Below are 22,314 nucleotides of genomic sequence, written 5' to 3' on the forward strand. Positions count from 1 at the left end.
TCAGGTGGGAGGTTCGTCATGGGTGAGCCGGTGCGCATCCTTCATCTCGAAGATAATCCGCGGGACAGCGAGCTCGTCGCCGCTCAGCTGACCGCGGAGGGCCTCGACTGCGAGATCACCAGAGTCGAGACGAGGGAAGACTTTGCGGTCGCCGTGGAGCAGCGACGGTTCGATCTCATCCTTTCCGACTTCAGCCTTCCCTCGTATGACGGACGGTCGGCGCTGGCGTTGGTCCAGCAACGGGCGCCCGACGTCCCATTCGTCTTTTTTTCGGGCACGATCGGCGAGGAGGCCGCGATCGAGGCGCTCACGAGCGGGGCCACCGATTACGTGCTCAAGCACCGCCCGGGGCGGTGCCTGCCGGTGATCGTGCGCGCTTTGCGCGAAGCCAGAGAGCGCGCCGATCGGCAACGCGCCGAGGCCGCCTGGCACGCAGCCGAGGACCGCTTCCGAGGCATCTATGAATCGTCGAAGGATGCGATCACGTATGCCGGCCTCGACGGGCGGTTACAGGACGTCAACAGGGCGACGGCGGCGTTGCTCGGCTACTCCCGTGATGAGCTGCTGACCAAGACCCATGACCAGCTCACCCCGGCCGAATACCGCAGCGCCGACGAGGCCATCCGACGGCGGGTGGTGGAGACCGGTGAGCCGGCCGAATACGAAAAAGAGTACCTCCACAAAGACGGTCGCCGCATCCCGATCGTCGTCACGCTCTTTCTCGTCAAGGCCCCCGACGGGCGGCCCGCCGGTCTCGCGTCGATCCTCAAGGACGTCACCGAGCAGAAACGGAGGGAAGCCACGATCCTGGAGTTGGCCTATCACGATCCGTTGACCGGACTCGCCAACCGCCGTCTCTTTTCCGATCACGTTGGGCTGGCCGTTTCCCAAGCCCGTCGCAAGCGCGCGCCGTTCGCGGTGCTGCTGCTCGATCTCGACGGCTTCAAGACGGTGAACGACACGCTCGGTCATGCCAAAGGCGATCTCCTCTTGCAACAAGTCGCCGCGCGCCTGAAGGCCTCCGTGCGGTCGGGAGATACGGTCGCCCGTTTGGGGGGCGACGAGTTCAGCATCCTGCTGCTCGACCTGACTCATCGGCATGATGCGACGATGATCGCCAAGAAGATCCTGGATGCATTCAGGCTGCCGTTCTCGGTCGACGGGCAGGTCTGTCCGGTGACGGCGAGCCTTGGGATCAGTGTGTACCCCGATGACGGCATGGAGGGCGAGGCCCTGCTCAAGAACGCCGATCGCGCCATGTATCAGGCCAAGGAGGAGGGTGGCAACGCCTCGGTGCTCTGCACGGATGCCTTGAAGGCCAAGGCGGCGGAGCGACTGTCGCTCGAGCGGCGCTTACGGCATGCCCTGGAGCGTGAGGAGTTCCAGGTCTATTACCAACCCGTCATCGATGTTCAGACCGAAGAGGTCATCGGGACGGAAGCCCTGCTCCGGTGGGGTCCTCCGGGCTGCCGCCTCATGGCTCCGAACGACTTCATTCAAGTGGCGGAGGAGACGGGACTGATGGCGCCGATCACCTTGTGGGTGTTGAAGACCGCGTGCCTCCAAACCAAGGCGTGGCACCGCCTGGGATTCGCTCAGTTGCGGCTGGCCGTGAACCTCTCCGATCGGCCGTTTTGGCAACCCGACTTCATCAGCGACCTCCAAGGAGTCATGCAGGACAGCGGCGTGGAGCCCGAGTTCTTGGATTTGGAGATCACCGAGCGCATGACGATGCCGAGCGCCGACATGAGCCTGTCCCAATTGGAGGCGCTGAGCTCGATCGGGATTCAGTTGGCCATGGACGATTTCGGCACCGGGTACAGCTCCCTGACGTCGCTTCGCCACGTGCCGGTCAAGGTGCTGAAAATCGACCAGTCCTTCGTGCGGGGACTCGGCCGGAGCGCCGAGGACGCGGCGATCGTCAAGGCGTTGATCATGCTCGCCCACAACCTGCGCCTGAAAGTCATTGCCGAAGGCGTGGAGACGCGCGAGCAGCTCAGCTTCTTGCGGGCACACGGGTGCGACGGCGTGCAGGGCTATCTGTTCAGTCCGCCGCTTGCCGCGGAGGCGTTGACCGAGTGGCTGAGTGCGGACGCGCGCCGGGCACCGTGTTCGGCGTTGCCGCTCGCCTCATGGCAATAAGGAGAGAGCGCGTTGCGCGGGACCGGCGAACGGGCGACCGGGGGGATGGATCACGAGGGAGCTGCCCGTCACGAGGAGGGTCGGTGAGACCATGGGGCGCACCGTGCTGCGGCGTGCAAAGCCTTGGGCGTTGTCATCGGGAGGAAGGGCGGGCTGCAGTTCACCAGACAAGGAGGGTGACCATGGAGACGGCCATGCGGGAGAATTCAAGGGGCGGCGGAACAGTGATGGTAGTCGATGACCACGAAGTCATCCGGGATATGACCAGAGAAAATCTGGAATCCCACGGGTTCCGCGTCATCACCGCGAGCGACGGGGTGGACGCCGTCATTCGCTATGCGCAGCATGGGGGGCGCGTCGACCTGGTTCTCACGGACATGATGATGCCCCGGATGAATGGTGCCGAGACGATCCGTGCGCTCCGCGCCTTGAACCCCGACATCAAAATCATCGCCATGAGCGCGATGCTCGAGAGCCTCCCCGTTGCTCGCGCGGCTTACGGAGGACAGGTGCCGTGGCTCAAGAAGCCCTACAGCATGGAAGAGTTGTTGACAACGGTCTCAGCCGTCCTGAAGGAGGAGATCGCCACCCGCGCGTGAGGTTAGGCCGAATGCTCGTTGAGCGGCCATCTTCACCGAAAGCGGAATTAGGCACACGAGAAAGCACCACTCCTGCCAAGGAGGTAGAGAACTGTGGCTCAATCAAAAGACAGGGTCGTGGTTGTCGAGAAGGATCCTTTGGCGCGGCTTCTGGTCCGGCAGGCTCTGCGCTCCGCGGGCATGCGGGCTGTCGGTATCGGTCCCGACGTGCCGATCGCCTCGGCTGCCCACAACGGGGCAGCCTTTCTGCTGTTGGATCTCAAGACGCCGCCGCTTGCGGGCCTCGCCAAGCCACCTCTCAAGCTGATGATTTCGTTGGCGTGGTTGTCCTCGGGGGCGGTCCTTGCCGTGAGGGCGATGAACATGGGGGAGCTCCTGGGCCGGATTCGGCGGGCGGCTGGAACCGATTGCGGGCTCTCAAGGCGGAGACACCGAGGCAACCGCGCGCAGCGACCTGAGAGGGCGGGTTCAGCCGTCCGCCTCTGCTTGAGCAGAACCCTCATCGAGAGCGGAAGCCAGGGATAGACGGAGGGGCGGACCTTGGAACCGTGTAACGACTTCATGGGGTGAGGAGGTGTCATGAATCTGCGGCAACGACGTCGCATTCACGTCGAGTGTCCGCTGTCGTTCCTCGAAGAAGAGCCGACCGGGGAAATCGGGAAGCAGGACAGCGGCCGATTGGTGAATCTTTCGAGTGGAGGATGTGCGATCGAGAGCGCGATGCCCGTCGATAAAGGGCGGTATCTGCGGATGAGCATCATGCTCCCGGGGCACGAACGCCGGCTGGAAGTGGATCTGGCGAAGGTTCGATGGACGACGCAACACGGCTTCGGCGTCGAATTTCTCGTGCTGGAGAGCCTGGAGCAGATTCGGTTGCGCAGTTTCATCGCCTGGCGCAACGAGCAGGGCCGGGCCGCCGCGGAGGACGGCGAAGACCATTTAATGGAGAGGCCAGCGCCGCGACCAGGGGAGTTGGCGGCTGCCGCGCCTTGAGAGGATCCTCCTCGGACGGGGCTGGACCTGAACAAAGTCCGTGCTCCCCAACCTCCCTGCCCCCACCGCTCCGTGGTCCCCGAACGCCGACTGTAGTGCGATCCTTCCGACCCCCGGATGACCGCTGCTCGCGCAGCGATCCGGGGGCGCCGGCAGAGCTGCCTCCTTTGCGGTCTGAGCGCAGACCATTCGGCCATCATCCTGGTCAAATGGCCCAGTCCGTTTAGCCCGTCTTGATTCCTGACCCGGATATACTTCTTATGAAGAAACGTAAGTCTCGTAGGGGCTTGCCCCGTCGTTCGTTCGGAATCCAAGCGGGACGGCCATGGCCGAGACGAGCAGTCCTTCAACCGACCTGAGGAGCGCAGTCGGCGCGTGACCTTCATCACGCTGGGGACTGTGCCCGGGAGGTCCAGATGCCAAGTGCCCCCATGAATAGTTCATCCGCATTTCTGCCGCACGGACAATGCCTGCTCTGGGAGCCCGCCCTCCTGTGGCTGCATATCGTCTCCGATTCCATCATCACGGTAGCCTATTACTCGATTCCGATCCTGCTCAGTTACTTCATGTACAAGCGCACCGATCTCGCCTTTCGGTGGATGTTCTTGCTCTTCAGTGTCTTCATCTTTGCCTGCGGCACGACGCATCTCATGGAGATCTGGACCTTGTGGCATCCCAGCTACTGGACCGAGGGAGTGATCAAAGCGGTCACCGCCGGGACGTCCCTGGCCACCGCGATCCTGCTGGTCCCATTGGTGCCCAAGGCGTTGGCCCTCCCGAGCCCGGCCGAGCTCAATGAGGCGAACCAGCGTCTCCGTGTTCAGATCGAGGAACGCGAACGGGTCGAGGCCGCCCTGCGTGCGAGCGAGGCGCGCTTCCGGGCGATCTTCGAGCATGCCGGCGCCGGGCTTGTTTGCGCGACACATCGTGGAGGCTTCATCGATGCCAACCCCACGTTCTGCCACTTTCTCCGTTTCAGTGCCGAGGAGTTGCGCATGCTCAGCGTGGCGGATGTGACCCATCCCGAAGATCAGGCCGTGACCCAGGCGCGCTTCGACGAGCTCATGGCGGGGCGGTGCGACGTCATCGACCTGGAAAAGCGCTACCTCCGGAAGGACGGCGTCGTCGTGTGGGGACATACCACGGCGGTACGGCTCTGCCATGACGATCATTCCGTCTTCTGCCTGGCCGTCATCGTCGACATCACCGCAAGAAAGCAGGCCGAGGCGGCCTTGGAGGAGATCAAGGAACGATTCCGAATCGCGGCCGAATCCGCCAGCGACTTCGTGTATGAATGGAATCTGAAGAGCAATACCGTGGAGTGGTTCGGGCCGATCGATGCCCGATTAGGGTACGCCCCGGGACTGTTTCCGAGGACGCTGGAAGCATGGGAGCATCTTCTGCACCCGGACGACCACGAGAGGGTCATGGCGGCCGTCGAGCGCCATCTGAAACAGCCCAACGGCTTGTTCTCCGCTGACTACCGCATCACGCATCCGGATGGATCGATCCTCTATTGGACGGACCGAGGCATGGTGCTCCGGGACCCGAGCGGAGCGCCGTGCAAGTGGATCGGTGTCGTGACCGACGTGACCGACCGGAGGCGGGCGGAGGATGCGCTCCGCGAACGTGAGCGCGAGCTGCGGGCGGCGCTCGACGAGCGTGAAGCACTCTCCCATGACCTTCACGACAACATCATCCAGTCCATGTACGCCCTGGGCATGAGCCTCGAGGAGTGCCAGTATCTCATCAAGGAGGATCCGGCGGTGGTGGGGAGGAAGCTCGGGCAAGCGTTGACCGATCTGAACACGATGATCCGGGATGTCCGCGGCTATATCGACGGCGGGACCCGGATGGTCGTGCCCAGCCGGCTCCGGGCGGAATTGGCGAGGCTGCTCCGGACCATGCGGGCAAGCAAGGTCATGGAGTTTCGCCTCGAGCTGGAGCCGACCGCGGCGCGCACCCTGACGGCGCGAGAAGCCACGGAGCTGTTCTACATCGTCAAGGAGGCGACGAGCAACAGCGTGCGGCACAGCGGCGGGGCCCACGGCACGGTTTCCATCCAGCGGACAGCAGGAGGGTTGTGCCTCCAGGTCAAGGACGACGGGCGGGGCTTCGATATCGAACGCGCCGAACGCGCCGGCACGGGCCTGGCCAGCATGCGCGCACGGGTGGAGCGGCTCGGCGGCCGTCTGCACATCCATTCCACCCAAGGCGGCGGCACGGAAGTGGTGGTCGCGATTCCAACTCCCACCCGGCGGCTGGCGCTGAAAGAGGACAGGTAACCTTTCACCCCGCGGAACTCGTGTGTCACCGGAGATCGACCACGGCCGGCGTGGCATCGTCTCTCGAGACGCGGCCCGTCGTCGGCCGTGATGAGGAAGAAGAGGAGCGTTCTGGACCGTGAGAGACTACGCTCTGAATTGGCACGCGCTTCCGACGCTGCTGTCCGCCGGCGTCCTGCTGGTGCTGGGGTGGCTCGTTCTGGTGCGGGAGCGCGCTTCGCTCGTGAGCGTCCTGTTTTTTCTGCTCACGCTCACGATGAGCATCTGGTTCCTGGCCTTCTCCGGGATGTACTTGGCGACGGACGCTCGCACCGCCTTGTGGTGGGCCAAAGCGGCCTACCTCGGGGTGCCCTTCATCCCGGCCGCGCTCTATCACTTCACCGCCGTCACCCTCCGCGCGGCGGACCGCTATCGCACTCGCATCGCGTTCAGTTGGACCCTCTCGGCGCTCTTCGTGCTGGCGAGCGTGAGCTCGGACCTCCTGATCCAAGGCGTCTATCGGTACTGGTGGGGATATTACCCCCGTTATGGCCCGTTAGGCGCTCCATTCATCGTCTTCTTCTTCGCCTTGATGCTGGCCAGTCTGGTTCACTACTGGAACGCCTACCAGACGGCCGGATCGTCGTTTCAAAAGAAGCGGATCCGGTGGCTGATGTTGGCCCTGCTTGGTGCCTATCTCGCCGGCGGCGACTTCCTGGCCAAATACGGGTGGCCGCTGTATCCCTTCGGCTATGCGGCGGTCGTGACGTGGCTGGTCTTTCTCGAGCGCGCCATCTGGCAGTACCACTTCGTGGACATTACCCCGGCGTTCGCCGCGGGCTCGATCGTGCGAGCCATGCCGCATCCCCTCCTCGTGTTGGACCACGAGGGGGTCGTGCACGTCGCCAATGACGCCGCATGTCGCCTCCTTCGGCACTCACAAGAGGAACTGGTCGGGACCTCGTTGCGTCGCGTCGCTCCCGGTTTGCTCTGGCAGGAGGAACCCGATCGGGGGCCTGGAGCCCCGGTGGTCCGGTACGAAACGCCATGGACGACGGCCGATGAGAGACCGTTGGTGTTGGACGTGTCCGTCGCCCCTGTCCAATCCCGATCCGGACAGACCCTGGGAATGGTATGGCTCGCGCAGGATGTGACGGAACGGAGGCGGGCGGAGAATGCGCTCCGCGAGCGCGAGCGTGAGCTCCGGGCGGCATTGGACGAGCGTGAGACACTCTCTCATGACCTTCACGACAACATCATCCAGTCGATGTATGCGCTGGGGATGAGCCTCGAGGAGTGTCAGTATCTCATCAAGGAGGATCCGGCGGCGGTGGCGAAGAAGCTGGGGCAAGCGTTGACCGATCTGAATACGATGATCCAGGATGTCCGCGGCTATATCGACGGCGGGACCCGGATGATCGTGGCCAGTCAACTACGGGAGGAATTGGCGAGATTGCTGCGCACCATGCGGGCCGCGGAGGCCATGGCGTTTCGCCTCGAGCTGGCGCCGGCCGCGGCGCGCACCCTGACCGCGCGGGAAGCCACGGAGCTGTTCTACATCGTCAAGGAGGCCATGAGCAACAGCGTGCGGCACAGCGGCGGGGCCCACGGCACGGTCTCGATCCACCGGACGGCAGAGGGGGTCTGCCTCCGGGTCAAGGATGACGGGCGGGGTTTCGATGTCGAACGCGCTGAACGGGCCGGAAAAGGCCTGGCCAGCATGCGCGCACGGGTGGAGCGGCTCGGCGGCCGTCTACAGATTCATTCCACTCGGGGCGGCACCGAGGTGGTCGCGCTCATTCCGACTCCAAGTCGGCCGCCGATGATGCAGGAGGACAGGGAAGACTGAGGAGAATGCATGTCCTCGGCTGTTCTACAGAAGAATCAAACAAAGTAGCCTATCTCTCCGGGCGATTGTGGGGTACTCAAAGCCGCTTGCGTGAGCGACGCCGACGTGCGGCCGGTGCTTCCTTTCCCCGTGCATCCCGAAAGCCGGCTCACACACGAGACCCCCATCCCGGTGAGCCGGAGCCCGTCGATCCGTCGATGAGGATGAGCAGATGAGCGAGCCGTTGATCCGTGAGTCAGCCCAATGAGTGAGCTCCACCTAGGTAAGCGTCCGCATTCCTCACTGTTTCTGATCGTCGTCACGATCCTCCTCGTCGTGCTGGGCATCGGCGTCACCGGTCTGTACTACGTCGAGCAAATCCTGGTCGACACGGCCGGCGAGGCGTTGACGCTGGCGGCCGCGGAAGTCGCGCAGCGACTGGATCGCGTCCTGTTCGAGCGCTACGGGGATATCGAGCTGATGGCCAAGGTGATGGGCACGGAGGGGCTCGATCCCGCCTCACGGACGAAGTATCTGGGGTGGTTGAAGGGGACCTATCCGGTCTATCTCTGGATCGGCTTGACGGATGAGCGAGGACGGGTCGTCGCGGCGACGCTTCCGAGCAGTGTCGGGCGGAACTGGGGGCACAGCCGGTGGTTCTTGGAGAGCCGGAGCCACCATCGCGTCGTCGTCACGGACGTCGAGCCGTTCGGGGAGCTGGACGGCGGCATGGACGCGGTCGCTTTTTCTGCGGGGGTGTATGACGCAGAGGGCAGGTTCCGCGGCGTCGCGATGGCCTGCGTGTCGATCCAAGCGGTCGAGGAGGTGGTCACGCGCACCATCCGCAGCTTTCAGGACCGTCATTCGTTTCTGTCCAAGTTGGAATATCAAATCCTGAACAGGCGTGGAGAAGCGTTCGTTGATTCCGATCTCTATCACAAGGGATTGGTGAACCTGGTGCGGTTGAACCTGCCCTCGGCCCGGCTCGCGCTTGCGGGCCCGCCCGGCTATGTGGAAGAGCGCCACCTCCGGGGACAGTACTCGGTGATTACCGGATTCGCGCGGACCCAAGGGCAATATGGCTTCGAGGGCATGCAATGGTCCGTATTGGTCCGCATGGATAAAGGCGATCTGCTTGCTCCCATCGGCCGTCTGGTTGGACGAGTCGGCCTGGTCGCCGTCGTGTTGGTGTTGCCATTGGTCGCCGTTCTGCTCTGGATGCAATACCGGCTGCATCAGAAATGGACCGAAGCGGAGAGGGAAAAGCGGCGGGCGCAGGCGGCCGAAGAAGCCCTCCAGCAGGTGTGTTCCGATCTGGAGCAGCATATCCTGCAACGGACGGCGGCGCTCGCCGAGGCCAATGCCCGACTGGAAGCGGAAGTGGTGGAGCGCCGTCAGGCCGAGCGGCGCCTCCATGACGCGAACGTCGGGTTGGAGGAGCGGGTGAGGGACCGGACGGCGGCGTTGATCATGCAGCAGCAGCACCTGCGACTCCTGTCAGCCGAGCTGCGGCGAACCGAACAGCACGTCCGAAAGCGTCTCGCCACCGATCTCCACGACAATCTGGCTCAAACCCTGGCCTTCTGCAAAATGAAGCTGGAGGTCTTGTTGACCGGGGCGACCCGCAAGCCTCAGCCGGAAGTGCTGACCGACGTGATCGCCCACGTGAACGAGGCGCTGACGAGCACGCGGGAGCTCATGTACGACCTGCGTCCATTCGTCCTCGGGGACAGCGACGACGTGCTCGTGGCCGCGCAATGGGTGGCGGACAAAGCCCGCCGGCATGGGCTCCACGTCATGGTCGACGACGACGGGAAGTCGAAAGTCGTCGAGGAGGACGTGCTGGTCACGCTCTATCAAGCGCTCCATGAAGCCTTGTTCAACGTCATCACGCATGCCCGAACCAAGCGCGCTCGGGTGTCGCTCCGGCGCCATCGGCACGAGGTGAGAATGGTGATTCGGGACAGGGGAGTCGGGTTCGTTCCACTCGCCGTGCCCCCGCCCAGCCGTCACGGCCAGTTTGGACTCTTCAACATGCGGGAGCAGGTTGAAGCCATCGGCGGACGGTTGAAAGTGGTGTCCGTCGTCGGCAAGGGGACCACCCTGTTGATCACCGCTCCGCTCGACGTGGTCGCGTGCCGGGCGAATGGCCCATCCGGGCGCCGGCTCGAAACGATCGGCAACTCGTGATCGAAAATCTCTCTCGTTGCACGCTGTTCCTGAGAGGCTCCCGGCCGCCTGTTGTGCACGGAACGGGGTCTGATGGGCTATCGCGAAGGAAAATGGAGGAGCCTTGCCAAAGGACGGGACCGGACGCGTGGCCGCGCCGGCTGCGAACGAACGGCGTAGACGGTCTGCATGAGGTCCGGGCTGCAAATCACCGTGTCCTTCCCCTGGAGACGGCCGCGTCGGGCATGCCTGAGGGCGGCAGCCAGGCTCCGACAGACTTTCCGCTCGTTGTTGATCCAGACAATGTAGCGAATGCGTGGCATCGCTCCTCTCTTGCGGCAAGCCAGGAAGGGTCCAGTGAGCTGGTAACAAGGGTGATGCCACCCGACGCCTACCTGGCGTCAATGCCTTCGAAGGGGCAGGCTTCCTTCGAGGAACAAAATTCGTCACGAGCGTCGAATTCCGGCACATTCGGCTCGAGCGCCGACACGGCCCAAATGGCATCAGCAGTCGCCGGCTTGCGCTTGATCGTGATCATCGGTTGCAGTCCAAGGGCCTGGACGTGGCGGCTGCGCGCGCAGGGGCTCGATACGTCTCCTGTGACGCGGCCGATACGCTCGCACAATTCATGACCCAGGGCCGTCCCGATCCGCAGCGTTTCGCCGACGTGGTGGGTGGCATGCTGGCCAGGCTCGGGGGCGGCCGCCGCGTGCGCGCGTTCGGGGAGATGGTGGCGCTGCTGTGGGCGGAGGGAAACGGGCGAGGGGCGGTTCGTCTCGAAGAGCTGTGGAACGAGCTCGCCGAGCGATATTGTTTCTCGCTCTATTGTGCGTACCCGATCAGCGGGTTTCGCGGCGAGGTGCACGGCCAGTCGTTCGCGGACATTTGCACGAAACACCACCGCGTGATCCCGGGCGAGAGTTAGCCGAGCGGCTGACCGACGCCGAACTGCCTATAGGTATGCGCTCTCCAAGCGTGCGAAAGAAGCCATCGGGAATCGCTTGCGCCAACGCGAGCAGGTCATCAAACGGTACAGTATCGATCTGGACGCCAAAATCGGCACGGCCCGACGACAGGCTCAAACCCGCGTCCTCCAAGAGACGACGTAGCCTGCGGCTTTCCACGGGTCTCTCTCCATACCATCCCCGATTCTCACGTCCTCAACAAGAGAGCGCTGGCTACTTTTAGGATTGAAGCGGTTCGTCTCCTTTCCCTGGTGTGTCTGCGAGACGATTGGATCGTGGTTGGTTTCTCTGGTTTCTCTCGTTTGTCGTGTCCTGTCTTCCCCATTGTCTATCGCCTATTGCCCATAGCCTGCTACCGCCCGAGCTGACCAGCTGACCAAATAGACCGAACCGCCACGTGCGCCCCTGCACGGCCTTTGCACGATCTCGTGCGCCCGCACACGCCCATATCGCATCCACGATGCTCGTCTCGGAATTCCCGTCTGTTTCTCGCAGGTTCTTCGGCCCACGGTACGTGGCGTGCCTCTTGCTGAACCCTGCCATCGACGCAGAATCCCAGCGATCCGAACTAGAGTCTGTGAGAGGTGACCGATGGCGTGGATGGTCTTGATGCCGCTGATCGTGCCGCTGGTCGCGGCGGGAGTCATCGCCACGGCCGGCCGGCGATTTGGAGAAGGCAGCGCGCGCCTGGCGGTCGCCGCCGTGGCGACCGCGTGTGTGGGGGCGGTAGCGATTCTCGTGCTGGTGGTGTCGCAGGGGGCCGTGACTGTGCCGCTCGGGGCCGGCGCGGGCTTCGGCTGGCCGGTCGCCTTCTACATCGACCGCCTCAGCGCCGTGATGCTCCTGTTGATCAGCGGCGTCAGTGCCGTGGTGCACGTCTATGCCATCCGCTACATGTCCGGGGAACGGGGCTACGCGCGGTTCTACGCGCTGCTCGGATGTACGACCACCGTCCTGTTGGCCCTCGTCACGAGTGCGAATCTCCTGTTGTTCTTTCTGTGCTGGCAGCTCGTGAGTTGGCTGCTCTATCTGTTGCTGGCGTACCACTATGCGCACGGGCCGGCAGTCCAGGCGGCGTTCAAGAGTTGGGTGATCCTGCGCCTCGGTGATGTCGCGTTTCTCGCCGGCGTGCTGCTGACCTACCGCGCCTATGGCACGTTCGAGTTCCAGGAGCTATTCGCCCGCGTGAACGACGGCGCGGCCCCGCTCGCCCTGTGGACGGGGGGGCCGGAGGTGTCGGTCAATACGGCGATCACGCTGCTGCTGTTCGTCGGCGCAATGGCCAAGTCCGCCCAATTCCCGCTGCACGTCTGGCTGCCTACGACGATGGATACGCCGACGCCGGTCTCCGCCTTGATGCACGCCGGCATCATCAACGCGGGTGGGTTTCTCATCAACCGCCTCGCCCCCCTGTACGGTACGGCGCCGTTCACGCTGCACGTCGCGATGGTGGTGGGCGGCCTCACGGTGTTGGTGGGCGCCACGATCATGCTGACCCAAACGGACGTCAAGCGGATGCTCGGGTACTCGACCATGGGGCAGATGGGCTACATGATCATGGAGTGCGGGTTGGGGGCCTTCGCGCTGGCAATCTTCCATCTCATCGCGCACGGCGTCTTCAAGGCGACGCTGTTCTTGTCGTCCAGCAATACCATTCACGAGGCGAGGCAGGACCCGCACTTTCCGCCCGGCTATGTGCACGAGGAGGCCGAACACACCCCGCAGCTGCCGTGGGTGACGGGCGTCGTGTTGACGCTCCTCGTGCCGCTGATCATCTTGCTCGCGGCCCACGGCGTGGTCCACGTGCCGCTCCGCGATGCGCAAGGCGCCGTGGTGTTTCTCTTCTTCGCGTGGGTCACCTCCGCGCAAGCGATGTTGACGCTCTATCGGTTGCGCGCCGTCGGGAGCTGGAAGGTCGCGGTGCTGATGGTGGGCGTGATCTTCGTCGTCATGGGGACGTATCTCTGGGCGGCGGAAGCCTTCACGTACTTCCTGTATCCGGCGCCGGGCGAAGCGTCACGGTACTTCCAGGCGGCGGCCTTCCCGTTGTGGCTCTTCGACACCTTCGTCGCGGCGGTGACGCTCCTCGTCATCGGCGGATGGGCATTGGTCTACACCAACGTTCGGGGCGAACATAGCCTGGTACCGACCTGGGCCGCCGGCATTATGCCGCGCCTCTATCTGTGGTTTTGGAACGGGCTCTATCTCGATTTCGCCTACGCCAAGGTCGGGCGCCGGCTCGGCCGGGCCGCCCGACGCATCGATGCCACGGTGCCGGAATGGCTGCCGTAAGGAGGACCTGATGCCACCACTCGTCATCACCATTCTGCTTCCATTCATCGGGGCCGTCCTGAGCGTGCTGCTGCGCGGCTGGCCGTGGGCCGCCCGGTGCGCGGCGCTGGTGGTAGCCGGGGGGACCGGAGCCATGCTGCTGGCGGGTGCGCCCATCGGTGATCCGACCGCCGCCGCGATTGGGGTCGTGATCGCCATCACTGCCTTCGTCGCCATGCTCGGCGAGCGTCCCCGCCACCTCGGGGTGACCGGCCCGATCGCCCTGGTCCTCCTTGCCTTGAGCATCGGGGCGCTCGGCACTGCGGGGCCGTTGCGGCAGGTCTGGCTGATGGGCGTGATGGGAGCCATGGCGCTCCTCATGACACGACGGGGGCTCGAGCGTGCCGAGCCCCTCGTCGTAGCCGGGATCGTCGGTTGGCTAGTCGGGACCCTGGCCCTCGCGGTCGCGGCACTCGGCACGGGCGTGCCGGCGGTTGGTTTCCATCTGGTCGCCTGCGCGATCTTGCTTCCGCTGTTTCCCTTTCATGGCGCCGTCGTGAGTACGGTGACGGCCTTGCGGGGAACTCTGCCGGCCCTGCTGATCGTCGTGCTCCCGCTGCTCGGATGGCATGAGCTGTCGATCGTGCTCCCTGCTGTCCCGTCCGCTGTGCTGCCCATCATCGTGGGGGTGGCCGTCGTCGGGGCGGCGCTCAGCGCGGTGCGCGCTTTTGTGCACACCGAATTCAACCGAGCCCTGGCGGCCAGCGGCATGGTGCTGCTGGCGCTCTTTTGGGTGCACGTCGGCACGACGAGCCAGGTCGATGCCGCCACGGGGTGGTACGTCAGTGCCGTGACGCTTGCGCTGAGCGGGCTGTTCCTCGCGGGGTCGTATGTGGATGGACGCTACGGCTCGCAGGATCTCGACCGACTGCGAGGGCTCGCGGGGCCGATGCCGCGCTTCGCCGTCCTGGTCGGCGTGCTCGTCATGGCAGCCGCGGGCGTGCCGACGCTGGGGGTGTTTGCCGGATTCTGGGCCATGGTCCTGACCGTGCCGACCGCCTGGGCCCTCATCCTCACGCTCACGATCTGGTTCCTCGCCACGCTGTGGATCGTCGGACTGATGCAGCGTCTGCTGTTCGAGACGCCGCGCCTGACGGCGCCGCCCCGGGATCTCGGATGGTCCGAGGGCGTCGCGTTAGGGCTGGTGATCACCCTCCTGGGCGTCAGCGGCCTCGTCTATCCGGAGCCCGCCCAGACGAAGTCAAGCACCGCGCTCGCGATGTTCATCAGAAGGTGACCCGATGGCCACAGCAACCCGTCCACAAGAGGTCCACTACACCGAAGCGCGGCGGGTGGAACTGCGCGCCCTCGTCAAGTTGGCGGCGCATGTCGTTCCTCCGGTCTGGCCGCTTCGCACGGCGATTGCGATCAACCCACTGATCGGCCTGGAAGACCTGCCCTTCGAGGACGCGGTGCGTCAGGCGCAGGCGCGCTGGGGGGCACGCGGCTACCTGGCCAACGATCGCTACCGCGCTTATGTCCAGCAGGGGCGCATTACTCAGGACCACATCGATGCCGCGCTCCGTCCACGCGCGACGGCGCAGCCGGTCGTCCTGGGGGGCCGCACGGTCACGCACCTGGAGGTCCTGCGCGCTCAGTTGCTGCACGGATTGACTGCGCCCGACGCCGCCGCCATGGAGGCGCGGGCTGAAGACGACCCGGACGGCGCATCGATCGACGCCCTCGCGGCGCGTCTCGAGACCCTGTTGCCCGTGCCGAGCGCCGAGACGCTTCGGCGGCAACGGGTGGACGAGGACCGTGCGGGGCTCGGCCGGTCGGTGACCCTTGCGCAGTGGTGTGATCGAACGCTCGGGACGCGGCTGTGGGAGGAGCTCAATGCGCGGATGATCCGATGGGTTGCCGCGTTCGTGGATGAAGGCCATGCGGCGTGGCCGATGCCGGGGCGCGACCGTGGATTGTATGGCGCGTGGATGCGGCTCGAGGGCGCGCACGCCCGGCCAGGCGCGCTGCCGACACGGCCGGAAGAGTCGGTGCTGGAGTCCCTCGCCGCGTTGGCCGTGCCGGAGGCCAATTGGCCGGAGTATCTGGCTTGCCATCTGCTCGCGCTCCCGGGGTGGACGGGGCATATCAAGTGGCGCAGCGAGCAGCCCGACCCGGTGACGGCAGAGTGGAACAAGCATTATCCCATCGACCTCGTCCAGTACCTGGCCGTACGGCTCTGGTATGAGCGCATGGCTATCATGCAGGCGTGCGCCGAGCAGCTTGGCATCGAGGGCACTTATTCGGCGCTCGTCGACTACATGGACCGTCATCCCACCGTGTACGACTTGAGACGCCAGCGCCAGGCCGGCGGGCTCCCCGATGCGGCTCGCCGCCAGGTCGATCGGCTGGCGCACCGATGGCCGGCCGCGAGCGAGGACGCGTGGCGTGCCCTCGCCGAGCAGGTGGTGCGCCATCACGCTGAGACGACCGCCCGTGCCGCGGCGAAGGCGGCCGCCTGGCGGCTCATCCATCTGGCCAAAGCGGTGGGGTGCGAGACGGCGGACGTCTCGACCTGGCCGGCCGAAGGCGTCATGACGCTGCTGAGATGGCTGGATGAGTTTCCGGAATCGGAGCATGGGCCCTATTGGTTGGGCGCGTTTGAGGCCGGCTATCAGCAGGAGCTACTCGCGACGCTGGCCGCGCAGATCCGTCGGCTGGATGCCGGCGGTGGTAGCGCGCCGATCCGGCCGTTCGCGCAAGCCGTCTTCTGCATCGACGTGCGCTCGGAACGCTTTCGCCGCCACCTGGAGGCGTTCGGGGGATACGAGACGCTCGGCTTTGCCGGCTTCTTCATCTGCTTCATCCGGTATCGGGCGCTCGACCGGCGGCATGATGTCAACAGCTTCCCGGTCATCATGAAGGCCCGGAACACCGTGCGGGAGATTCCACGTTCGGCCGCCGCCACGGCCATGCCCCGCTACCGCGCGGGCTTGCGCCTGCTGCATACGGTGCAGGCCCTGCTGCACGATCTGAAGGAGCACGTCATCACGCCGTACGTGATGGTCGAATCGCTGGGGTGGTTCTACAGCCTGCCCTTTCTCGGGAAGACGCTCGCGCCGCGTTGGTTCAAACGGATGGGCGAGCGGCTCGCTCACCTCGTGACGCCCCCGGTGGCCACGACGCTGACCGTCGACAAACTCTCGCGCGAGGAAGTGGAAGAGATGCTGGCCGCCGACCAGCGCGCCGTCATCCGGCGTGCCCTACGCGAACGGCTCGGCCTGTCGGGCGCCGCGCTCTCACCGCAACTCGTGGAGGCGCTGCGGATCGCGGCGCTCCAGCTCGACGGCGAGTCTCCGGGGGATATCCCGGACCTGCCGCGACGTCAGGCGCAGGATTTCCTCACCGTGCTGCGCGATGAGTATCGAATCAGCCGGCGGTGGGCCGAGGCGGATATGGATCGCATCACGCAGACGGGGCTCACCCTGGAGGAACAGGTCTTCACGGTCGAGACCGCGTTGCGCATGATGGGACTCACGCAGCACTTCGGGCGCCTGGTGGCGTTCCTCTCGCACGGCACCACCATGGACAACAATGCGCACGAGTCGGCCTATGAGTGCGGGGCGTGCGGCGGCAACGACGGAAAGGCGAACGTCCGGCTGATCGCCGCCATGGCCAACAAGCCGCAGGTGCGGGAACGGCTGCGGAAGAACGGCCTGCGCATCCCGGACGACACGTACTTCGTGGGGGGGCAGGTCGATACGGTGACCGATGCGGTGCAACTCTTCGATCTTGAGGACGTGCCCGCGACCCATCGGAAAGATTTAGTGCGGTTCATGACGGATCTGAAGGAAGCGGGACTGGGAACCGGCCGGGAACGCCTGGCCACGCTGCCGGACGTCGGGCCGAGGGCACTGGCCCATCCGGAGCGGGAGACCCAGCGGCGCAGCGCGGATTGGAGTCAGATCCGCTCGGAATGGGGCCTGGCCGGGAACGCGGCGATCGTCGTAGGGCGCCGTCGGCTGACGGAAGGCGCGAACCTCGATGGGCGAGTCTTCCTCCATTCGTACGATTGGCGGGAAGATCCCAGCCTCAAGGCCTTGGAGATCATCCTCACGGCGCCCGGGCAGGTCATGGAATGGATCAATATGGGCTACTACTTCTCGACGGTCGACAATGACACGTTCGGCGCCGGGAACAAAATCTATCACAACGTGGTCGGCCGGATCGGTGTCATGCTCGGGACGCAGAGCGACTTGAAGATGGGACTTCCGCGACAGGCGGTGATGCACGGGGAGGAGCCCTACCACGAACCGATGCGGCCACTGCTCATCGTGGAGGCGCCGCGTAAGGCGCTCGATCTCTTGATCGAGCGGCATCCGATCCTCCAGCGCTTCTATTTCCATCGCTGGGTGCGCCTCGTCTCCCTCGAGCCGGAGGAGGGGCGGTTCTATCGCTACCGTGGCAAGGAGGAGTGGGAGCCATGCGATCACTAACCGAGCCGGCACGGGCAGGGACGAGGGGAGAACCATTTCGCGGTCAGGAGGGAGACATGCGGCCACTGCGTTGTATGAAACAGCTTCGGATCATCGTGTTGGGCAAGCACCGGTCCTTCATCATGGACCTGTTGGATCAGGTCCAGGCGACGGGCTACACGGTGCTGTGCCATCGCGCGGGCCACGGTCCGGTTCCCGAACCCCCGTTCATCTTCAATGAGCTGGAGACCTTCGTCATGATCACCGCGATGGTGCCCGAGGACATGATTCAGCCGATCCTGGCGGGGGTCGCCCCGTTGTTCGGCCGGCATGCCGGCGTCATGTTCGTCTCCGATTTGGCGGGCAGCCGGCCGCCGGAGCGGGTGCCCGTGGCGGAGGCCGGGCAGACCGCCGAGGTCAGCATCACGACACGCTGAGGTCTCTAGAAGGAGGAATCTCGATGAGCACATTTACCCTGCATCCGATGAAGGAAGTCCGCGTGATCGTCGCGGGCGAGCACCAGGCTTTCGTGACGAATCTCCTCGATGAGGTCGAGGCGACGGGCTATACCATGCTCGGCAATATTTCCGGCAAAGGTCATCATGGCCTGCGCGAGACGCATTTCATGTTCAGCGAACTGGAGAGCCAGGTCCTCATCATGACCGTCGTGCCCGAGGACAAGGTCGAGCCGATCCTCGCAGGCTTACGGCCGCTGTTGGACCGCTACTCCGGGGTGCTGTTCCTGTCCGATGTCCTCGTGACCCGGCGGGAGTATTTCGGGACGGCCGCCGCCGGTCGCTAGTCGCCGCCCTCGACCCCTGGCTGGGTGCCCTTGTATACTCGGCGGCATGGCGCCCCGGCGGTCCATGAGCGTGAAGCCCGCGACCGGTCGAAGCGGCTCGCGTCGCAAGGCCGCCTCCGTGGCGGCGGCGGCGCGGCGACAGGACATCGTCAGCTGGCTGTCCGACAGCACAGACGGCGGGCTCGCGGTCCTCTTGGACGGGGATGTGATTTTTCAGAATCCCCGCTTTCAGATCCTCGTGCCGAACGCCGACCCGGCGGCGAGTGCCGTCGACGCCTCCTTCACTGAGGCAAGTCTCCCACCGGCCACGCTGGCGCAGTTGTGTGCCGATGCCGGTGGTCTGGCCGGTCGGCCGATCGGCAGCCGGCACGTCCGACGTTATCAAAGCCGCGATGCGGCCGGTCTGCCCCTGACGTACGAAGGGCGATTCGTCGTCGTGCCGGCTGGCGGTCGGCAGGCGGTCTTGGTCGTGCTCGAGGACGTCACGCGCCAGGAGCACACCGCGGCGGAGGCGGTGGCCGTCGGGCGATTTCAATCTGTGTTGGCACGGATCGCGTCGCTTGCGGTCAGTGGCGTGGGGGTACAGGAGGTCATGAACGAAGCCGCCCGGCTGACGGCCGAGGCGTTGCAAGTCGAGCTCTGCAAGATCCTCATTCCCCGGGAATCGGACGCGCACCTCTATCTCGTGGCCGGGGTGGGCTGGCGCGACGGCTTGATCGGGAGCCTGACGGTCGAGGGCGGCACGCACTCGCAAGCCGGCTATGCGATCCGTGAACGTCGACCGGTGATCGTCCGAGATATGCGCACAGAGACGCGGTTCACGCCTTCCAAGCTGCTGTCCGACCACGGAGGCATCTCGGGCATGAGCGTGCCCATGATGGTGCAGGATCAGGTCTATGGGGTCATGGGCGCGCACAGCAAACGCATTCGGGACTTCACCGACAAGGAACTGCAGTTCCTCTGCTCCGCGGCCAACGCGATTGCCACCGTGCTGGAGCGATGGCGGCGGGACGAAACGCGGCTGCAGCTGTACCATCGCCTGTTCGAATTGGTTCAGGACGGCATCGTCCTCATGGATGCCGAGGGCCGCCTGCTCGAGTGGAACCCCGCGATGGAGCGGATAACCGGCTGGACGCGGGAGGACGTTATCGGTGACGGCGGCAGGGCCCACGTGCATCCTTCGACATTAGATGAGCGGCTGTGGAAGGTGCTGACCGCGGCGAGGCCCTTCGCCGACCGCCTCATGCATCGTCGCAAGGACGGGACGGAGTGCCTTGTGTGGGCCAGCATGAGCCCGGTCAAGGATCCGGACGGGACGATTCGGCACTATTTGGCCATCGTGACTGACTTGACCGAGCGCGAGGTGATGCTCGAGGCGTTGCGTCATGCCGAGCAGGTCAAGCTGGTCGGGCAGCTTGCCGGAGGGATCCTGCATGAGGTGCGTAATCCGCTGATCGGCATCGGTGGACTCGCGCTGCACATCGCCGAGCAGGAGACGGTGCCGGCCGCCGTGCGGGACAAGTGCCGGCTGATCGCACAAGAGGCAAGCCGTATCGACGACATTTTGGAATCGCATCTCGCTCAGTTGCCGCCGCGCCAGATCGAGTTTCGCCCGTGCGACTTGCCCGCGTTGCTCGAGGATACCCTCGCCCTGTTGCGGACGAAACTGACGGCCGCCCGCATCTCGGTCGTCCAGCAGATCGAGCCGGGGTTACCGCTCATCGAAACCTCACGGGCTCATCTCCAGCAGGTCTGGCTCAACGTCGTCATGAATGCCGTCGAGGCGATGGGCGAGGGCGGACGGTTGACGATCACCATGGTGGCCCAGGCGCGCAACCGACCGGGCGTCCTCACGACCATTGCGGACACCGGACCGGGGATCACAGCCGACGTGCTCGCCCGAATCTATGAGCCGTTCTTCACGAGCGGAAAGGCGAAAGGGGTGGGGTTGGGCATCACCCTGAGCCGCGACCTCGTCGAACGCTCCGGGGGGCAGTTTGCGATCATGAGTCCCCCGGGAAGCGGCGCGGTCGTGGAGATCTGGCTGCCCGTGACGCAAGGCGCCGGGAACCACCCCGGGCGTGAGGCGACGTAACCCCGGTTACCGTGTCCTGGAATTGTCCATGTCCTGGTCCATTCTCTACGTAGACGACGAGCGATCGGTGCGCGAGGCGTTCTCGCTTCGCCTGGCCGACCAGGGCTTCGTGGTCGACACGGCCGGGTCCGGCGACGAAGCCTTGAGCAAGATTCAGGCCTCCGCTCCGGATGTGGTGATCTTGGATTTGGTCATGCCGAAGATGTCGGGCATCGAGGTGCTCGTACGAATCCGGCAGATCGAGCCCACCGTGCCCGTGATCCTGCTGACCGCGCGTGGGACGGTGCGGGATGCCGTGGAAGCGATGCGGCTCGGCGCGTACGACTTCATCGCCAAGTCGATCGAGTTGGACGATCTGTTGTTGAGTCTGCGACGGGCCACCGAATTCCTGGCCGTCAGCCGACGGCTCCATCATCAGACCGGGCAGGAGGCGGAACGGTACGGGCTGGACCGCCTCATTGCGAACAGCCCGGCCATGCAGGCGCTCGTCCAGCAGGTCCGGGAAGTGGCGCGCAACGAGCGCGTGACCGTGCTGCTCCAAGGCGAGACGGGCTGCGGCAAGCAATTTCTTGCCCGGGTCATTCATTGGAACAGCCCGCGCGCCCAGCAGGCCTGCATCGAGGTGGATTGCCCCTCGATCCCGTGCGATCTCTTCGAAAGCGAGTTGTTCGGGTATGAGAAAGGCGCGTTCAGCGGGGCGGCGGTCCGCAAGCCAGGGCTGATCGAGCTGGCGGACGGCGGCACCGTCCTGTTTGATGAGATCGGTGATCTCCCGCTGCCGCTTCAAACCAAGCTGCTGCGCGTCATTGAAGAACGGAGCGTCCGGCGGGTGGGCGGCACGGCCACCATCCCGGTGGATGTGCGGTTCATGGCCGCGACGAATCGAGACTTGAAGCAGGCGGTGGCGAAAGGCGAATTCCGGGAGGATCTGTACTTCCGCTTGAACGTGGTCACGCTCACCGTGCCGCCGTTGCGTGAGCGTCGTGAGGACCTTCTCCCCTTGGCGGAGCAGTGTCTCGTTCGCTCGGCGCTCGCGCTTCGCAAACCGGCCCGGATGCTGAGCGAGGCGGCCCGCGACGTCCTCCTGCGCTATGCCTTCCCGGGCAACATCCGGGAGTTGACCAACCTCATCGAGCGCGCCGTGTTGTTCTCACCGGGCGCCGTGGTGGACGCCAGCGCCTTTCCCGCGGACCTGCAGCCGGGCACCGCACATCAATCTGTGCTGGCCTCGGATGCCACCGGGTCACGGCCGCCGAATGCCGATCCGGATGAGATCCATATGCACTTCCGACTGGGGGAACACACCTTGGCCGAGATCGAGGACTTGATCATCCAAGAGGTACTCAAGCGCACCGGCGGGAACAAGAGCCAGGCCGCCAAGTATCTGGGAATCACCCGATGGATGCTCGACCGCCGGCGCCAAAAAGACTCCCATTTCCCGTCCCCGCCTCCATAAGTCCCCGTGACTTCCCGTCTCACCCTCGGCGCTTGAATCTTGGCATCACCCCAACCTCTCACGAACGGGACGTTTCGAACCGACGTCCCAATCCTCTGACACGCTTCGTCTTGTGCCTGTGCGCCTCCGCACGATCGGTGCGGCGACGGTGCACCGGCACACAGGCCGCCGGCAGCCACTGCACAGCCCAACCGGACCCGAAATCGTAGGACACGAGAAAGGTCGAGCATATTTGGAGAGTTAGAGAGGGGGGCG

General features: G+C 64.9%; 15 protein-coding genes. 14 read left to right on the forward strand and 1 reads right to left on the reverse strand.

The genetic code is table 11. The annotated features are described in order from the left end of the window. Window positions 1-18 precede the first annotated feature (18 nt). The 6 genes from ACWHYV_RS06350 (at window position 19) to ACWHYV_RS06375 (ending at window position 10,016) form a co-directional block, all read left to right on the forward strand. On the forward strand, window positions 19-2,142 hold the full coding sequence (locus tag ACWHYV_RS06350; RefSeq protein ID WP_447979818.1) for a putative bifunctional diguanylate cyclase/phosphodiesterase: 2,124 nt from the start codon (window positions 19-21) through the stop codon (window positions 2,140-2,142). A 182-nt stretch (window positions 2,143-2,324) separates the two neighbouring features. Further along, window positions 2,325-2,741, forward strand: coding sequence for a response regulator (locus ACWHYV_RS06355; RefSeq protein WP_447979819.1), 417 nt, complete (start codon window positions 2,325-2,327; stop codon window positions 2,739-2,741). 579 nt (window positions 2,742-3,320) lie between these two features. Next, the gene (locus ACWHYV_RS06360; protein ID WP_447979820.1) at window positions 3,321-3,734 is read left to right on the forward strand and encodes a PilZ domain-containing protein; all 414 of its coding nucleotides are present in this window, start codon (window positions 3,321-3,323) and stop codon (window positions 3,732-3,734) included. A 431-nt stretch (window positions 3,735-4,165) separates the two neighbouring features. Further along, window positions 4,166-6,019: a PAS domain S-box protein gene (locus tag ACWHYV_RS06365; RefSeq protein ID WP_447979821.1), complete on the forward strand. Its 1,854-nt coding sequence runs from the start codon at window positions 4,166-4,168 to the stop codon at window positions 6,017-6,019. A 118-nt stretch (window positions 6,020-6,137) separates the two neighbouring features. Continuing rightward, window positions 6,138-7,847, forward strand: coding sequence for an ATP-binding protein (locus tag ACWHYV_RS06370; RefSeq protein ID WP_447979822.1), 1,710 nt, complete (start codon window positions 6,138-6,140; stop codon window positions 7,845-7,847). 243 nt (window positions 7,848-8,090) lie between these two features. After that, window positions 8,091-10,016: a histidine kinase gene (locus tag ACWHYV_RS06375; RefSeq protein ID WP_447979823.1), complete on the forward strand. Its 1,926-nt coding sequence runs from the start codon at window positions 8,091-8,093 to the stop codon at window positions 10,014-10,016. Window positions 10,017-10,386: 370 nt separating this feature from the next. Here ACWHYV_RS06375 and ACWHYV_RS06380 read toward each other — a convergent pair whose 3' ends face one another. Continuing rightward, on the reverse strand, window positions 10,387-10,533 hold the full coding sequence (locus tag ACWHYV_RS06380; RefSeq protein WP_447979824.1) for a hypothetical protein: 147 nt from the start codon (window positions 10,531-10,533) through the stop codon (window positions 10,387-10,389). Window positions 10,534-10,557: 24 nt separating this feature from the next. On the opposite strand from ACWHYV_RS06380, the gene ACWHYV_RS06385 reads away from it, so the two are divergent. From ACWHYV_RS06385 to ACWHYV_RS06420, 8 genes are all read left to right on the forward strand, one after another. Further along, the gene (locus ACWHYV_RS06385) at window positions 10,558-10,920 is read left to right on the forward strand and encodes an MEDS domain-containing protein (RefSeq protein ID WP_447979825.1); all 363 of its coding nucleotides are present in this window, start codon (window positions 10,558-10,560) and stop codon (window positions 10,918-10,920) included. A gap of 631 nt (window positions 10,921-11,551) precedes the next feature. Beyond that, window positions 11,552-13,252, forward strand: coding sequence for an NADH-quinone oxidoreductase subunit 5 family protein (locus ACWHYV_RS06390; RefSeq protein WP_447979826.1), 1,701 nt, complete (start codon window positions 11,552-11,554; stop codon window positions 13,250-13,252). 10 nt (window positions 13,253-13,262) lie between these two features. Continuing rightward, window positions 13,263-14,528 (forward strand): proton-conducting transporter transmembrane domain-containing protein, encoded by a 1,266-nt coding sequence (locus tag ACWHYV_RS06395; protein ID WP_447979827.1) that lies wholly within the window; start codon window positions 13,263-13,265, stop codon window positions 14,526-14,528. A 4-nt stretch (window positions 14,529-14,532) separates the two neighbouring features. Further along, window positions 14,533-17,727, forward strand: a complete 3,195-nt coding sequence (locus ACWHYV_RS06400) for a DUF2309 domain-containing protein (protein ID WP_447979828.1) — start codon at window positions 14,533-14,535, stop codon at window positions 17,725-17,727. A gap of 56 nt (window positions 17,728-17,783) precedes the next feature. Then, window positions 17,784-18,143, forward strand: a complete 360-nt coding sequence (locus tag ACWHYV_RS06405) for a P-II family nitrogen regulator (RefSeq protein WP_447979829.1) — start codon at window positions 17,784-17,786, stop codon at window positions 18,141-18,143. A 23-nt stretch (window positions 18,144-18,166) separates the two neighbouring features. Further along, window positions 18,167-18,508 (forward strand): P-II family nitrogen regulator, encoded by a 342-nt coding sequence (locus tag ACWHYV_RS06410; RefSeq protein WP_447979830.1) that lies wholly within the window; start codon window positions 18,167-18,169, stop codon window positions 18,506-18,508. 64 nt (window positions 18,509-18,572) lie between these two features. Beyond that, complete coding sequence (locus ACWHYV_RS06415; RefSeq protein WP_447979831.1) at window positions 18,573-20,603, forward strand: PAS domain S-box protein; 2,031 nt, start codon at window positions 18,573-18,575, stop codon at window positions 20,601-20,603. Between the two features lie 28 nt (window positions 20,604-20,631). Then, on the forward strand, window positions 20,632-22,059 hold the full coding sequence (locus ACWHYV_RS06420) for a sigma-54-dependent transcriptional regulator (protein WP_447979832.1): 1,428 nt from the start codon (window positions 20,632-20,634) through the stop codon (window positions 22,057-22,059). Window positions 22,060-22,314 lie beyond the last annotated feature (255 nt).

Source organism: Candidatus Nitrospira bockiana (assembly GCF_965152565.1).

What these genes read in the sequence shown, in the direction of transcription:
- ACWHYV_RS06350 (WP_447979818.1), top strand. Translation starts at nt 19, where the DNA reads ATGGGTGAGCCGGTGCGCATCCTTCATCTCGAAGATAATCCGCGGGAC.
- ACWHYV_RS06355 (WP_447979819.1), top strand. Translation starts at nt 2,325, where the DNA reads ATGGAGACGGCCATGCGGGAGAATTCAAGGGGCGGCGGAACAGTGATG.
- ACWHYV_RS06360 (WP_447979820.1), top strand. Translation starts at nt 3,321, where the DNA reads ATGAATCTGCGGCAACGACGTCGCATTCACGTCGAGTGTCCGCTGTCG.
- ACWHYV_RS06365 (WP_447979821.1), top strand. Translation starts at nt 4,166, where the DNA reads ATGAATAGTTCATCCGCATTTCTGCCGCACGGACAATGCCTGCTCTGG.
- ACWHYV_RS06375 (WP_447979823.1), top strand. Translation starts at nt 8,091, where the DNA reads ATGAGTGAGCTCCACCTAGGTAAGCGTCCGCATTCCTCACTGTTTCTG.
- ACWHYV_RS06380 (WP_447979824.1), bottom strand. Translation starts at nt 10,533, where the DNA reads ATGATCACGATCAAGCGCAAGCCGGCGACTGCTGATGCCATTTGGGCC.
- ACWHYV_RS06390 (WP_447979826.1), top strand. Translation starts at nt 11,552, where the DNA reads ATGGCGTGGATGGTCTTGATGCCGCTGATCGTGCCGCTGGTCGCGGCG.
- ACWHYV_RS06395 (WP_447979827.1), top strand. Translation starts at nt 13,263, where the DNA reads ATGCCACCACTCGTCATCACCATTCTGCTTCCATTCATCGGGGCCGTC.
- ACWHYV_RS06400 (WP_447979828.1), top strand. Translation starts at nt 14,533, where the DNA reads ATGGCCACAGCAACCCGTCCACAAGAGGTCCACTACACCGAAGCGCGG.
- ACWHYV_RS06405 (WP_447979829.1), top strand. Translation starts at nt 17,784, where the DNA reads ATGCGGCCACTGCGTTGTATGAAACAGCTTCGGATCATCGTGTTGGGC.
- ACWHYV_RS06410 (WP_447979830.1), top strand. Translation starts at nt 18,167, where the DNA reads ATGAGCACATTTACCCTGCATCCGATGAAGGAAGTCCGCGTGATCGTC.
- ACWHYV_RS06415 (WP_447979831.1), top strand. Translation starts at nt 18,573, where the DNA reads ATGAGCGTGAAGCCCGCGACCGGTCGAAGCGGCTCGCGTCGCAAGGCC.
- ACWHYV_RS06420 (WP_447979832.1), top strand. Translation starts at nt 20,632, where the DNA reads ATGTCCTGGTCCATTCTCTACGTAGACGACGAGCGATCGGTGCGCGAG.